The 13,339-nt window shown below is 56.4% G+C and carries 16 protein-coding genes; 7 read left to right on the top strand and 9 right to left on the bottom strand.

All coding sequences use genetic code 11. From position 1 onward, the window contains the following. The first annotated feature begins 1 nt into the window (after position 1). Genes V7730_RS02770 through V7730_RS02760 form a run of 3 tightly spaced genes read left to right on the top strand, consistent with a single transcriptional unit; the run spans position 2 to position 2,438 of the window. A complete protein-coding gene (locus V7730_RS02770) occupies positions 2-934 on the top strand; it encodes a bifunctional riboflavin kinase/FAD synthetase (RefSeq protein ID WP_335746062.1) in 933 nt (310 codons plus the stop codon). Continuing rightward, positions 931-1,401, top strand: a complete 471-nt coding sequence (locus tag V7730_RS02765) for a YcgN family cysteine cluster protein (RefSeq protein WP_335746061.1) — start codon at positions 931-933, stop codon at positions 1,399-1,401. The genes V7730_RS02770 and V7730_RS02765 overlap by 4 nt, the downstream gene beginning before the upstream one ends. Next, the gene (locus V7730_RS02760) at positions 1,401-2,438 is read left to right on the top strand and encodes a threonine aldolase family protein (RefSeq protein ID WP_335746060.1); all 1,038 of its coding nucleotides are present in this window, start codon (positions 1,401-1,403) and stop codon (positions 2,436-2,438) included. Before V7730_RS02765 ends, V7730_RS02760 begins: the two co-directional genes overlap by 1 nt. A gap of 2 nt (positions 2,439-2,440) precedes the next feature. Here the strand turns inward: V7730_RS02760 and V7730_RS02755 are convergent, their stop codons facing one another. Next, positions 2,441-3,229 carry an alpha/beta fold hydrolase gene (locus tag V7730_RS02755; RefSeq protein WP_335746059.1) on the bottom strand — a complete coding sequence of 263 codons (789 nt, stop codon included), beginning with the start codon at positions 3,227-3,229 and terminating at the stop codon, positions 2,441-2,443. Next, the gene (locus V7730_RS02750; RefSeq protein ID WP_335746058.1) at positions 3,226-3,822 is read right to left on the bottom strand and encodes a 2-hydroxychromene-2-carboxylate isomerase; all 597 of its coding nucleotides are present in this window, start codon (positions 3,820-3,822) and stop codon (positions 3,226-3,228) included. Before V7730_RS02750 ends, V7730_RS02755 begins: the two co-directional genes overlap by 4 nt. Before the next feature lie 106 nt (positions 3,823-3,928). Here V7730_RS02750 and V7730_RS02745 point away from each other — a divergent pair, with 106 nt between their 5' ends. After that, positions 3,929-4,948, top strand: a complete 1,020-nt coding sequence (locus V7730_RS02745; RefSeq protein ID WP_335746057.1) for a ribose-phosphate pyrophosphokinase — start codon at positions 3,929-3,931, stop codon at positions 4,946-4,948. Between the two features lie 67 nt (positions 4,949-5,015). Here the strand turns inward: V7730_RS02745 and V7730_RS02740 are convergent, their stop codons facing one another. From V7730_RS02740 to V7730_RS02715, 6 genes are all read right to left on the bottom strand, one after another. Further along, positions 5,016-5,366, bottom strand: a complete 351-nt coding sequence (locus tag V7730_RS02740; protein ID WP_335746056.1) for an H-type lectin domain-containing protein — start codon at positions 5,364-5,366, stop codon at positions 5,016-5,018. A 123-nt stretch (positions 5,367-5,489) separates the two neighbouring features. Beyond that, a complete protein-coding gene (locus V7730_RS02735; protein WP_335746055.1) occupies positions 5,490-5,918 on the bottom strand; it encodes a F0F1 ATP synthase subunit epsilon in 429 nt (142 codons plus the stop codon). A 12-nt stretch (positions 5,919-5,930) separates the two neighbouring features. Continuing rightward, the gene (atpD, locus tag V7730_RS02730; RefSeq protein ID WP_335746054.1) at positions 5,931-7,358 is read right to left on the bottom strand and encodes a F0F1 ATP synthase subunit beta; all 1,428 of its coding nucleotides are present in this window, start codon (positions 7,356-7,358) and stop codon (positions 5,931-5,933) included. 19 nt (positions 7,359-7,377) lie between these two features. Continuing rightward, the gene (locus tag V7730_RS02725; RefSeq protein WP_335746053.1) at positions 7,378-8,253 is read right to left on the bottom strand and encodes a F0F1 ATP synthase subunit gamma; all 876 of its coding nucleotides are present in this window, start codon (positions 8,251-8,253) and stop codon (positions 7,378-7,380) included. 13 nt (positions 8,254-8,266) lie between these two features. Then, entirely contained in the window at positions 8,267-9,805 is a 1,539-nt protein-coding gene (gene atpA, locus V7730_RS02720; RefSeq protein ID WP_335746052.1) for a F0F1 ATP synthase subunit alpha, read from the bottom strand. Continuing rightward, entirely contained in the window at positions 9,806-10,366 is a 561-nt protein-coding gene (locus V7730_RS02715; RefSeq protein ID WP_335746051.1) for a F0F1 ATP synthase subunit delta, read from the bottom strand. 434 nt (positions 10,367-10,800) lie between these two features. Between V7730_RS02715 and V7730_RS02710 the strand changes: the two genes are divergently transcribed. Continuing rightward, positions 10,801-11,265 carry a hypothetical protein gene (locus tag V7730_RS02710; protein ID WP_335746050.1) on the top strand — a complete coding sequence of 155 codons (465 nt, stop codon included), beginning with the start codon at positions 10,801-10,803 and terminating at the stop codon, positions 11,263-11,265. 4 nt (positions 11,266-11,269) lie between these two features. After that, entirely contained in the window at positions 11,270-11,542 is a 273-nt protein-coding gene (locus tag V7730_RS02705; protein ID WP_335746049.1) for a hypothetical protein, read from the top strand. 113 nt (positions 11,543-11,655) lie between these two features. Here the strand turns inward: V7730_RS02705 and V7730_RS02700 are convergent, their stop codons facing one another. After that, on the bottom strand, positions 11,656-12,390 hold the full coding sequence (locus V7730_RS02700; protein WP_335746048.1) for a methyltransferase domain-containing protein: 735 nt from the start codon (positions 12,388-12,390) through the stop codon (positions 11,656-11,658). Positions 12,391-12,450: 60 nt separating this feature from the next. Here V7730_RS02700 and gloB point away from each other — a divergent pair, with 60 nt between their 5' ends. After that, a complete protein-coding gene (gene gloB / locus V7730_RS02695) occupies positions 12,451-13,242 on the top strand; it encodes a hydroxyacylglutathione hydrolase (protein WP_335746047.1) in 792 nt (263 codons plus the stop codon). Positions 13,243-13,339: the final 97 nt, after the last annotated feature.

Below are 13,339 nucleotides of genomic sequence, written 5' to 3'. Positions count from 1 at the left end.
CATGCGGATCATTTCTGACTATCAGTTCGTAGAAGAGACAGATCGTGGCGCCACCGCCGCGATTGGTAACTTTGATGGGGTACACCTTGGCCACCGCTCGGTGATCGAGATGGCGCGCGACGCCGCCCCAGACGCCCCTCTTGGCATCGTGACGTTCGAACCGCATCCGCGCGCCTACTTCGCACCCGAGGCCCCGCCCTTCCGGTTAATGAGCAGCGCAGCCCGCGCTTCGCGCCTTGCCAAGGTTGGTGTGGAAAAGCTGTATCAGTTGCCGTTCAACACTGCGCTTGCCTCGCTCACCCCGTTTGAGTTTGCCGACAAGATTCTGCACCGTGGCCTTGGCCTGCGGCATGTGGTGGTGGGCGCTGATTTTTGTTTTGGCAAAGGCCGCGCTGGCACCGCAGCAGACCTACAAAGCTTTGGCGATCAGCTTGGCTTTGGCGTCACCATCGCGCCGCTGATGGCGCAGTCCGAACAAACAGTTTCCTCCACCGCTATCCGCCGCGCACTATCCGAGGCGCGCCCGCGTGACGCGGCCGCAATGCTGGGCCACTGGCACCGAATTGAAGGCCCTGTCATCGGCGGTGAACAGCGCGGCCGCGAGCTGGGCTATCCTACCGCCAATATGTCCATCGACGGGCTGCACCCGCCCGCTTTCGGTGTCTATGCCGTGCTGGTGGATGTGCTGGAAGGCGCGCACGTAGGCAGCTACCACGGCGTTGCCTCGATGGGCGTGCGACCGATGTTTGGTGAGAACAAACCAAATCTTGAGTCCTTCATTTTCGATTTCAAAGGGGACCTCTACGGCACCCCCCTTTCCGTGGCGCTGGTTGAACACCTGCGCGGAGAAGAGAAATTCGACAGTCTGGAGGCGCTGATCACCCAGATGGACGCCGACAGCCTGCGCGCCCGTGCCATTCTGGCGGCAGTATGAGCGATCCGATCGACCGCAACGGCCTTGGCAACCGCTTTTGGGAGCGCAAGTCACTTAAATCCATGAATACGAAGGAATGGGAAGCGCTGTGTGACGGCTGCGGCAAATGCTGTCTGAACAAGCTCGAAGATGAAGACACAGGTGAAGTTGCATTGACCAACGTGGCCTGTCGCCTGTTGGATGACGCGACCTGCCGCTGCGCGCAATACGAAATTCGCCATCAATTTGTGCCTGATTGCATCGTCATGACACCAGAAAACATCGACGATCACGCCTATTGGATGCCCCATACCTGCGCCTATCGCCTTCTGTGGAAAGGCGAACCGCTGCCCGAGTGGCACCCGCTGATCACAGGCACCGCTGAAAGCGTACACAAAGCTGGTGTTTCCATGCGCGGCCGTACGGTCAGCGAATGGGAAACCGCGTTTGAAGACTGGGAAGACCACATCATTGAGGAGCCTCTGTAATGTTTTTCGCCTCTGACAATTCTGGCCCTGTTCACCCCAAAATCATGCAGCGCATGATGGAGGCGAACTCTGGCTACGCCATGCCTTACGGCAAAGACGAGATCATGGAGGAAGTTCGCGAGGGCATTCGCAAGACCTTCGAGGCGCCTAACGCGGCCGTCTATCTTGTGGCAACAGGCACCGCTGCCAACTCACTGGCATTGGCGTGCTACACCCAGCCGTGGCAGACAATTTTCTGCGCCCAGTACAGCCATATCGAAGAAGACGAGTGCAACGCACCCGAGTTCTATGCGGGCGGCGCAAAGCTCACGCTCATCCCCACCGACAACAAGATGACACCGGAAGGCTTGGCCGCTGCCATCGCCCGCCGCCCTGCGGACAACGTCCACATGGCGCAGGCGGGTCCTGTCTCTATCACTCAAGTGACCGAGTTCGGTTCGGTCCATTCACTTCAAGAACTTCGCGCCCTGACAGCCATTGCCAAGGATGCAGGGCTGCCCGTGCATCTAGATGGCGCGCGCTTTGCCAATGCTGCGGTCGCGCTTGATTGCACGGCAGCCGAGATGACGTGGAAGTCTGGCGTTGACGTGGTGAGCTTCGGCGGCACCAAGAACGGCTGTATGGGTGTCGAAGCAGTCGTCTTTTTTGACGAAGCGGAAGCATGGGAGTTCGAGCTGCGCCGCAAACGGGGCGCGCATCTGTTTTCCAAGCATCGCTATCTTTCGGCGCAGATGGCAGGCTACCTGCAAGACGATCTGTGGCGGGAGATGGCGCGCAGCGCTAATGCTGCCTGCGCCCGCCTCGCAGCAGGTCTGCGCGCCAACGGGGCCGAGATGATCCACGAGCCGCAGGCGAATATGATCTTCGCCCGCTTCCCTCGCAGCGTCCACCAGCAGCTTCACGCCAGCGGCGCGAAATACTATGTGCTGGATGGCGATGTCGCGTTAGTCGACGGCGATGAAATGCTCGCCGCGCGCCTTGTGTGTGACTGGTCGATGACCGATGCGCTCATCGACCAATTCCTGAGCCATTTCTGATTTCAGCTGCGCGCCAAAAGCGCGCGGATCGGCTCCACTACAGTTTCGGGATGGGTCACGGGCAGCATGTGCCCTACCCCTTTGATCACCACGCGCTCCGCGTCTGGCAGACGTTTCTGGAGCGCAATGTTGACCTTTGCACTAAGCGCCGGTGATTGATCGCCCTCAAGCAGCAGCGTCGGCATGGTGGCCTGCGCCAGACGTCCTGGAGCCAACATGCCCGCGCTGTCCTTGAATAGGAATTCGGAACTGGCAGGCACAAAATGCACCAAACGGGTCAAATGCTCACGCAGCCGCTCTGGCAATTCGTCCCACGGCGTTCCGCCCCCCCAGCCACGGTTGAAAACGCGCGCCGCTTCACGTTCGTCACCTGAGGCAAATGCCGCGTCCATCTCTGCATTGCCGCGCTTGTATTCTTGGATGAACCCAGGTTCATCCGCTGCTGCAACGGCGAAGAACACCGGTTCAATAAGCGTCAAACTCCGGACCAATTCTGGGTTTTCGACCGCCAGGCGCAAGGCGACCGTTGCGCCAAATGAATGGCCGATCAGGTCCATTGGCTCTTCTATCAAAGCGCGGCCCATGGCGGTGGCGATGTCATGCACGTTGCCTGTCCGGTCCCAGACGCCGGATTTCCCGTGGCTGGGTAGATCATAAGCCAGCAGGCTTAGATCATCTTTCAGCGCCGCTGCGACACCGCGCCATGCGCCACTATGGCTGAGCGTACAATGGATAGCCAAGGCGCGCCGCGAGGCACCCTCGTAGAGGTGGGTATGTGTATGAAGTGTCACAGCTTGCCCTGCAGATAGAGGTCCAGATCAGCAATCCGGTCCTGCCCCCAGAACCGTTGGTCGTCGATGATGTAGAACGGGGCGCCGAACACACCGCCTGCAACAGCATCTTCTAGGTTGCGGCTATAAGTCTCGGCACCTTGCAACAGGTCGCTGTCGGACAAAGCAGGGTCAAATCCCGCCTCTGTCAGGCATGCGCGGATGACATCATCTTGTGCGATATCTTTATCTTCGGCCCAGACGGCACGCGTAATGATATGAGCAAGCAGCCCCAGATCACCGCCGCCTGCGTTTTGCGCAGCGATAAATGCATAGGCCGCTGGTGCGCCGTTGGTTGGCCAATGCGCAGGCTTGATACTAAACGGCAAACAAAGCTTTTTCGCCTGACGCGGCAGTTCCTGCGCACGGTATTCGATCCTGCTGATATGGCGATCCTTGGGAGGTAAGCCTCCCGTCCGGCCAAAAGCCTGCCCCAGATCAAAAGGCTTATAGGCGATCGTTGCGCCATGTTTTTCAGCAACCTCTTCCAATCGGGTCCCAGCGAGGTAGCAATAGGGAGATAGCGTCGCAAAATAATAATCTATATGGGCCATTTGGACCTCCTAGGTGGTGTGTCGGCTTTGCCTGACCCTAGGCACATGTTAATCGGGGTTCAACGTAACGATTCTGTAAAACCGCTGCCACGGAGCACCCCCCCTCATGCGAAGCACCCCAGAGCCAAAGCTGATTTCCGGCAATGCCAACATGCCGCTTGCGAAAGCCATTGCGCGGCGGATGTCGCTCCACCGGGGGGTCAACGTCGGATTGGTTGATGCACGGGTCGAACGGTTCAACGACGGTGAGATTTTCGTGGAAGTGTTCGAAAATGTCCGCGGCGAGGACATGTTCATTATCCAGTCGACATCAAACCCCGCCAATGACAACCTGATGGAACTGCTGATCATGGCCGACGCGCTGCGCCGGTCCTCTGCCCAACGGGTTACAGCGGTTCTGCCCTACTTTGGCTATGCCCGTCAGGACCGGCGCACAAAAGCGCGCACGCCGATCACGGCCAAGCTGGTCGCCAACATGCTGGTAGGCACGGGCATTGAACGGATCTTGACGATGGATCTGCACGCCGCCCAGATCCAAGGCTTCTTCGATATTCCAGTCGACAACCTCTATGCATCTCCAGTCTTTGCGCTTGATATCAAACATGCATTTAAAGATCAGATGGAAGATCTGCTGATCATCTCTCCAGATGTGGGTGGCGTGGCACGCGCACGCGAATTGGCCAAACGCCTCAATGCTCCGCTCGCTATCGTGGACAAACGCCGCGAAAAGGCCGGCGAAATCTCTGAAATGACTGTGATTGGCGATGTGAAAGGTAAAACTTGCATTATCGTTGATGACATCTGCGATACCGCAGGGACGCTTTGCAAAGCTGCCGAACTATTGATGGAAAACGGCGCCAAGGAAGTACACGCCTATATCAGCCACGGCGTGATGTCCGGGCCCGCCGTAGAGCGCGTCACCAACTCAGTGATGAAGTCTTTGGTCATCACCGATAGCATCCAGCCTACTGACGCGATCAAAAAGGCCGCGAACATCCGCATCGTGCCAACCGCACCAATCTTTGCTCAGGCGATCCTGAACATCTGGAACGGCACATCAGTGTCATCCCTGTTCGAGCAGGACACGCTCGGCCCGATCTACGATGGCATGTACACGTCAGACTGATCTTGTACACACTTCTAAAGCTTTATCTTAAACGATATTTATGCGGGCTCTCTTCCAAGGGAGCCCGTTAGCCGACGTCCCAGGCATCAGCATCTTCAAGCTCGCCGAATGCCGTCCAAGCAATGCGAACACGGGCAACCTTGGTGTCGCCCCATGTGCGAAACACCATATCAAATCCCTTTTCAGTCACCGCCTCAGCCGTAACATCCGCGCGCAGAACCGAGCCTGCATCCATATCCCACAGAGAGATGGAGAGCTGCACGGTTGGTTCGCTGAGGTATTTCTCGGAAAACTTGATCCGCCGACGCCGCTCGCGCTGGCCGCGGCCGGTCCACATCTCACCGCCGTCCTCAAAATCTTCGAACAAGACCTCGTCGCCACTGTCCACGCCAACAATAAGACTACGCAATTTTTTCATAATGAGCTTTCCTGTGGTGGTGATCGCAACGGAACTACATCTAATTTATGGTAAAATTTCTGCACTGTGAAACGCAAAAGGCCCCGCCTTATGGCGGAGCCTCTTAAAGTCTCTAGGAAAGGGTCATTCCTTGGCGGTCAGGCCCATATGCTCACCCATCGCGACCATGTCCGACAGCAGCTTGGCTGCATCATCCACAGGACCAGGTTCATTTTCGAATTCCTCTTTCACCTTGGAGTAGGTGTTTTTGGCTTCTTTCATGATCTCGTCCATAGTCTCTTGGGTCATGTCTTCTCTGGCGAGAGCGCGCTCTGCCAGAACTGACACACCCTTCGCTGTGATCTCGGCGAAGCCGCCGGTCACAACGTACTGGGAATGGCCGTCAGGACCATCCACGGTCAGGATGCCCGGACGCAGAGTGGTGATGGTTGGCGCATGATCCGGCATTGCCGTCATGTCGCCATCCGTCCCCGGAATCTGCACCGAAGCTACTTGAGCCGAGGCAAGGCGCCGCTCAGGTGACACCAGATCGAATTGCATCGTGTCTGCCATTACAGAGCCCCCTTAAGCAGCAGCTTCAGCCGCCATTTTCTCGGCTTTCGCCTTCACTTCTTCAATGCCGCCTACCATGTAGAACGCACCTTCTGGAAGGTGGTCATACTCGCCAGCAACAACCGCCTTGAACGAGGCAACAGTCTCGGCCAGTGGCACCTGCTTACCGTCTGCGCCGGTAAAGACCTTCGCAACGTCAAACGGCTGGGACAGGAAGCGCTCAATCTTACGTGCGCGGGCCACGGTCAGCTTGTCGTCCTCTGACAGTTCATCCATGCCAAGAATGGCAATGATGTCCTGCAAGGATTTGTAGCGCTGAAGAATCTGCTGAACGTCTGTCGCAACTTTGTAGTGCTCTTCACCGATAACCAGTGGATCGAGCAGACGCGACGTGGAGCCCAGCGGATCAACCGCAGGATAGATGCCTTTTTCCGAGATCGAGCGGTCCAGAACTGTTGTCGCGTCGAGGTGCGCAAAGGATGTCGCTGGTGCAGGGTCGGTCAAGTCATCCGCAGGAACGTAAACGGCCTGAACGGAGGTGATGGAACCGGACTTCGTGGAGGTAATACGCTCCTGCATCTGGCCCATATCGGTGGCCAGTGTCGGCTGGTAGCCAACCGCAGACGGGATACGACCCAGCAGAGCGGACACTTCGGAACCAGCCTGTGTGAAGCGGAAGATGTTGTCCACAAAGAACAAAACATCTGTACCGGACTGGTCACGGAACTGCTCGGCCAGTGTCAGACCCGTCAGGGCGACGCGCATACGCGCACCTGGAGGCTCGTTCATCTGGCCATAGACTAGCGCCACTTTGGACTCTGCGAGGTTATCGGGAACGATAACGTTGGATTCGATCATCTCGTGATAAAGGTCATTCCCTTCACGCGTACGCTCGCCCACACCCGCAAAAACGGAGTAGCCGGAGTGCACTTTGGCGATGTTGTTGATCAGTTCCATGATCAGAACGGTTTTACCAACGCCGGCACCCCCGAACAGACCAATTTTACCACCCTTGGCGTAGGGCGCCAGAAGGTCGATAACTTTGATGCCTGTTTCCAGAACCACGGATGTGGTTGCCTGCTCCGCGAACGCAGGCGCGTCGGCGTGGATCGAGCGATATTCGGTCGCTTCAACCGGGCCTTTTTCGTCAATAGGCTCACCCACGACGTTCAAGATGCGGCCCAATGTGGCGTTGCCCACAGGGATAGTGATCGGTGCGCCGTTGTCAGTCACGCGCTGACCGCGCACCAGACCTTCGGTCGCGTCCATCGCAATGGTGCGGACCGTGTTTTCGCCAAGGTGCTGCGCCACTTCGAGGATCAGCTTCTTGCCGTTGTTTTCAGTTGTCAGAGCGTTGAGAATCTGTGGCAGATTATCCTCGAACTGGACGTCAACGACCGCGCCGATGACTTGGGTGATTTTGCCGACTGCTTGTGCCATGTCGTGTTACTCCAATATCTTACAGCGCTTCCGCGCCGGAAATGATTTCGATCAGTTCGTTGGTGATGACGGCCTGACGTGAGCGGTTATAGACGATCGTGAGATCATCGATCATATCTCCCGCGTTACGCGTCGCGTTGTCCATGGCGGACATCCGCGCCCCCTGCTCGGAGGCACCGTTTTCCAACAGAGCCGAGAAGATGGCCGTTGCCACACCACGCGGCAGAAGGTCGGCGAGGATCGCCTCTTCGGAAGGCTCGTAGTCGAACAGCGTCTCGGGCGCACCGCCCTCAGCTGCTTCGAACTTCGCCGGAATGATCTGCAGCGCTGTCGGGATCTGGGTGACCACGTTGACAAACTCTGCATAGAACATCGTTGCGACGTCATATTCGCCTTCGTCGAAGCGGATCAGCACATCCTTCGCGATGCCCTGCGCATCGGTATAGCCGATACGCTTGACCTCGGTCAGATCGATGTGCCCTACGAAATGCTTGGACAGGTCCCGCTTAAGCTGGTCCCGGCCCTTCTTGCCAACGGTCAGGATTTTCACCTCTTTACCTTCGGCAATCAGCTTTTGCGCATGTGCACGGGCCCTTTTGGCGATGTTGCCATTGAAGCCACCGCAAAGGCCTTTCTCGGCTGTCATAACGATCAGCAGATGAACGTCATCCTTGCCCGTACCGCTCAGCAGTTTGGGCGCGGAATCAGATCCACCTACGGACGCCGCAAGCGACGCCATTACCGCATTGAAACGCTCCGTGTAAGGACGGGACGCTTCGGCCGCTTCCTGCGCGCGGCGAAGCTTCGCCGCGGCAACCATTTGCATGGCCTTCGTGATCTTACGGGTGTTTTTCACACTCGCGATCCGGTTTTTAAGGTCCTTGAGATTGGGCATTGCCTATCTCTCCTTAAGCAAAGTCAGCAGCGAACGCGTCGAGAGCCGCTTTGATTTTATCTTCCAGTTCACCTTTAACCTTGCGGTCGTTGTTGGTGATATCTTCCAGAAGGTCGGCGTTTTTGCCGCGCAGGTGCTTAAGCAGACCAGCCTCGTAACGGCCAACCTCTTTTACATCTACTTTGTCCAAGTAACCGTTCGTACCTGCATAGATGACGCAGACGATTTCGGCGTTTGTCAGCGGGTTGTACTGTGCCTGCTTCATCAGCTCTGTCAGACGCGCGCCACGGGCCAGCAGTTGCTGGGTGGATGCGTCAAGATCGGAACCGAACTGAGCAAAAGCTGCCATTTCGCGGTACTGAGCGAGGGACAGTTTCACAGGACCGGCAACAGAAGACATCGCTTTTGTCTGGGCCGAGGAACCAACGCGGGAAACCGACAGACCTGTGTTCACAGCAGGACGGATGCCCTGGTAGAACAGCTCGGTCTCTAGGAAGATCTGACCGTCGGTGATCGAAATCACGTTGGTCGGAATAAACGCGGAAACGTCACCACCTTGAGTTTCAATGATCGGCAAAGCTGTCAGGGAGCCGTTACCAGCTGCATCGCCCAGCTTCGCGGAACGCTCAAGCAAACGAGAGTGGAGGTAAAAAACGTCACCAGGATAAGCTTCACGCCCGGGCGGACGACGCAGCAGAAGTGACATCTGACGGTAAGACACAGCCTGCTTGGAAAGATCGTCATACACGATCAGGGCGTGACGGCCGTTGTCGCGGAAGTGCTCTGCCATGGCTGTCGCAGAGTAAGGCGCGAGGAACTGCATCGGAGCAGGCTCGGACGCTGTCGCGGCCACAACGATGGAATAGTCGATCGCACCGGTTTCTTCGAGCTTCTTAACCAGCTGTGCCACTGTGGAGCGCTTCTGACCAATCGCGACGTACACGCAGTACATCTTTTTGCTCTCGTCGTCGCCTGCGGCTTTGTTAACCTGCGCCTGGTTCAGCATCGCGTCGAGTGCGACAGCTGTTTTACCGGTCTGACGGTCACCAATGATCAATTCGCGCTGGCCACGGCCAACAGGGATCATCGCATCCACAGATTTCAGGCCGGTTGCCATTGGTTCGTGTACGGATTTACGCGGGATGATGCCCGGCGCTTTGACTTCGGCGAGGCCACGCTTGGTGGTGCCCAGTGGGCCTTTGCCGTCAATCGGGTTACCCAGACCGTCAACAACGCGACCCAGCAGTTCGTCACCGATTGGCACGTCCACGATGGAGTTTGTGCGCTTAACGGTGTCGCCTTCTTTGATGTCACGGTCGGAACCGAAGATAACAACACCAACGTTGTCCGATTCAAGGTTCAGGGCCATACCCTGAATACCGCCGGGGAATTCAACCATTTCGCCGGCTTGGACATTGTCCAAACCGTATACGCGCGCGATACCGTCACCAACGGAAAGCACGCGGCCTACTTCGGCTACTTCAGCTTCCTGACCAAAATTCTTGATCTGGTCTTTCAGGATCGCAGAAATCTCTGCAGCTTGGATACCCATTTATCCGACCTCTTTCATTACATTCTGAAGGGAATTTAGCTTCGAGCGGATCGACGTGTCGATCATCTTGGAGCCTACTTTAACGATCAAACCGCCGATAAGAGTCTCATCTACGGTTTGGTGGAGTGTCACGGTCTTGCCCGTTGTCTTCTTGAGCGACGCGGCCAGTTTGTCGGCCTGCGTCTTGGTCAGTGTTTTTGCGGAGATAACGTCCGCAGTCACTTCACCTTTGTCTTCGGCGATGATGTCGCGCAGGTTCTGGACCAGCTGCGGCAACACAAACAGGCGCCGTTTTTGCGCCATAAGTGCCAACGTGTTGGCGACCATGGGCGACAATTTCATCTTTTTTGCAATCGCAGTGATGGCACCACCCTGCTGATCACGCGTGTAGATCGGAGAGCTGATCAACGCACGGAAATCATCGCTGGTGGTCATTGCATCATGCAAAACGGTCAAATCCGCCTCAACGGCTTTAACCTTTTTGGCCTCTTTGGCCAATTCAAATACGGCTGTCGCATAACGATGTGCGATAGCGGTGGAGATCGAAGCTGGTTCGGACACGTCCATCCTCTCATACAATCGCACCTGCACGCGGTCATCGCGGTACAGGTGTGTCGGCGCGGCCTGACAAGGATGCCAAGCGGTGAAATCAGAGGCGATGTAGCAGACCGTTGTTCATGTCGCAACATAGTATAGTGAGGACCAGTACACTTCCTGCTCCCTGTTTTCAAGGACTTGGCCAATTTGCGACCTTTTGACCACCGTCAAAAATTGGTGTGGTACCTCAACTTCTATCAATTCTGCGCGATTCTGCCTCTCCCCCCGAGCATCAGTGTTAACATCAATTTACCGTCGCTATGGCAAACAATTCCGACATTGGAGGCCTTTTGTCTCGGATTAAGGCAAGACTTTACAATTCCAGATGGCTCTCAACGAGCAAGGTTGAATCGACGACGATCAGTGTCAAATGTTAACGCAATGGTGGAGGATCAATTATGTCTGAAAGTGAGTTCATAGCCCTGATCAGCGTTACTGTGTTTTTACCCGTTTTTTTCGCAAACGAAGATGACGCGTCGATCGATACAGATTCCAACCCTGCACTGCTGGACATAGATCAATCCGCCAACCGAACGACTGGTGCAGATGATTTGGATGCGCTGATTGAGCCGACTCTGAATGAGATGGATGGCCGTGACACCCTAACCGCGAGCGTGGCCAGTTTGGGCGACACGCTGAATGGCGATCTATTTAACGATATCTTGCAGATCAATACGGGCTCCGCCAGCGAAGGTAGTGTTCACCACGGCGTTGCCGAAATCACCGATGCCGCTGACGGCAGCTTTACCGAGGACATTGACCCCACACTTGCAACCATCTCGCTCAAACCTGCCACCGGCGTGACCAAAAGTGATTTTGAACTTACAGTGCCACAAGCCGGAACGCTCTGGGACGGGGGATGAGACCTTGCTCGTCAAAGATGTCGAAATAGACGCAACAAGCAGCGACAGTATCGATCTTGCCTTGATGGGAGTTGTCACTGATTTCACCGCAAGAGAAGATAAGATCTTCGTGGACCCTACGCAGGTCATCCGCGAATTCGTAGCGGTTTACGGAAATGAAGATGATCGCGATTTCACGGCCAACTTCCCCCTGACATTCGCCCTGAGCAGGATGCCGAAGGGGCGTTCACCGATCTTGAATTTACCTTCACTGCAATTGCTGTCGGCGATCAGATGACCGACGTCATCCGCCTCGAAGGGATTGCTGGTACCACGTCAGAAGATATCACCTTTGCCAAGCTTGAAACTGCGGCACCTATTTTTTGTACGCTACGGATTTTCCGCTGGAATCTAAACCGGCTTGGCCTCCGGTGCCATCACGCCAATAGGGTTGCGGACGCGTTTGCGCGCTACGCGGCCTTTTGGTGGATAGACCAGCTTGGTCGCTTCCACCATGAAGGCGCCGCCTGCCAAGATGGTGGGCACGTTGCGCCCTACCCGCTCGAATATCCCGCCGGATTTCATCCACATCCGTTGACCGGACGGGAACTGATAGAGCGCACCCGCATGACGTTCGGGCAGGAATTGGTGCTTGCGCAATTGCGCGTCCAACTGCCCCGGTGAATAAGGCCTGCCATATCCGAACGGCGTGCGGTCCCGTCGTGCCCAAAGCCCCGCACGGTTAGGCACAATGAACAGCGCTTTGCCCCCTGGTCCCAGCACGCGCCAGCATTCCTCCAAAAGGTCCGAGGGACGCTCGCAGGTTTCGAGCCCGTGCAGCAACACCAACTTGTCTACATGTCCGGTCTCGATCGGCCACAGCGTTTCTTCCGTCAGCACAGAGGTATTGGGCATTCCCGCAGGCCACGGCATGACGCCCTGCGGCCCCGGCATCAACGTAATCACGCGCCGTGCGTCGGCCAGATAGGGCCGCAACAAAGGCGCCGCAAAGCCGAACCCCACCACCGTTTGTCCCTGCGCCTCGGGCCATAACTCCAACATCCGGCCGCGCAAGGACTTTTGCGCAGCACGGCCCAGCGCACTGCGGTAATAGAAGTTGCGCAGATCCTGCACATCAAGATGCATTGACAGGGCCCCTCATTGCGCCATTTTGTGTCACTCTACTCCAGCAAAGGACGCTTGCCCATGCCCTCGCAAACCCTTGAGACAGATCGACACATGCTTGTGACTATTGCCTGCTTGTCAGACAATTATGCGTTCTTGCTACAAGATAAAAAATCTGGCGAAGTTGCGCTGATCGATGTGCCCGAAGCGGCGCCAATCAAGGCAGAGCTGGCCGCACGTGGCTGGAATCTTGACCAGATATGGCTGACGCACCACCATTATGACCACGTCGATGGCCTGCCCAATCTGTTGCCCGACTATCCGGCCCGCGTTTACGGTGCAGCTGCTGATGCCCATCGCCTGCCCGATCTGGATGTGCAACTGAGCGAAGGCGACCGTTTTTCGTTGGGCGATACGGAAGTAGAGGTGCTTGATGTCTCCGGACATACGGTGGGCCATATAGCGTTTTACGCGCCCGCCGCGAAGGCAGCCTTTACTGCTGACAGCCTGATGGCACTGGGCTGCGGACGGTTGTTCGAGGGCACGCCGGATCAAATGCACGCGAGCCTGACCAAGATGGCTGCCTGGCCTGATGACACACTGATTTGCTCGGGCCACGAATATACCGCGTCTAACGCGAAATTCGCCCTGTCAGTTGATCCGGACAACGCAGCACTTCAGGATCGCGCCGCTCAGATTGCGGAAATTCGTGCGCAAGGCGGCTTCACCGTTCCCTCCACACTTGAGCTTGAGCGCGCTACCAACCCGTTTCTTCGCAGTCATGATCCACAAATACGCAGCGCGTTGGGTATGCTTGCAGCCGAAGACAAAGAGGTCTTCGCCGAGCTACGCGGGCGCAAGGATCGATTTTGACTTCTAATGACCGTTGCAAACGAGTCCTGAAGCAAAAGTTATGCTCAAATCCTTTAAAAGAATTTGTTCATCCCTATTTGTTACTGGAACCACTGAA

It is taken from the genome of Sulfitobacter sp., from assembly GCF_036961165.1.
GTDB lineage: Bacteria > Pseudomonadota > Alphaproteobacteria > Rhodobacterales > Rhodobacteraceae > Sulfitobacter.
This window is presented reverse-complemented; position numbering and strand designations above follow the sequence as displayed.

Excerpts from the sequence above, each read along its gene's own strand:
- V7730_RS02770 (WP_335746062.1), top strand. The coding sequence starts at position 2 with ATGCGGATCATTTCTGACTATCAGTTCGTAGAAGAGACAGATCGTGGC.
- V7730_RS02765 (WP_335746061.1), top strand. The coding sequence starts at position 931 with ATGAGCGATCCGATCGACCGCAACGGCCTTGGCAACCGCTTTTGGGAG.
- V7730_RS02760 (WP_335746060.1), top strand. The coding sequence starts at position 1,401 with ATGTTTTTCGCCTCTGACAATTCTGGCCCTGTTCACCCCAAAATCATG.
- V7730_RS02750 (WP_335746058.1), bottom strand. The coding sequence starts at position 3,822 with ATGGCCCATATAGATTATTATTTTGCGACGCTATCTCCCTATTGCTAC.
- V7730_RS02745 (WP_335746057.1), top strand. The coding sequence starts at position 3,929 with ATGCGAAGCACCCCAGAGCCAAAGCTGATTTCCGGCAATGCCAACATG.
- V7730_RS02740 (WP_335746056.1), bottom strand. The coding sequence starts at position 5,366 with ATGAAAAAATTGCGTAGTCTTATTGTTGGCGTGGACAGTGGCGACGAG.
- V7730_RS02735 (WP_335746055.1), bottom strand. The coding sequence starts at position 5,918 with ATGGCAGACACGATGCAATTCGATCTGGTGTCACCTGAGCGGCGCCTT.
- atpD (WP_335746054.1), bottom strand. The coding sequence starts at position 7,358 with ATGGCACAAGCAGTCGGCAAAATCACCCAAGTCATCGGCGCGGTCGTT.
- V7730_RS02725 (WP_335746053.1), bottom strand. The coding sequence starts at position 8,253 with ATGCCCAATCTCAAGGACCTTAAAAACCGGATCGCGAGTGTGAAAAAC.
- atpA (WP_335746052.1), bottom strand. The coding sequence starts at position 9,805 with ATGGGTATCCAAGCTGCAGAGATTTCTGCGATCCTGAAAGACCAGATC.
- V7730_RS02710 (WP_335746050.1), top strand. The coding sequence starts at position 10,801 with ATGTCTGAAAGTGAGTTCATAGCCCTGATCAGCGTTACTGTGTTTTTA.
- V7730_RS02700 (WP_335746048.1), bottom strand. The coding sequence starts at position 12,390 with ATGCATCTTGATGTGCAGGATCTGCGCAACTTCTATTACCGCAGTGCG.
- gloB (WP_335746047.1), top strand. The coding sequence starts at position 12,451 with ATGCCCTCGCAAACCCTTGAGACAGATCGACACATGCTTGTGACTATT.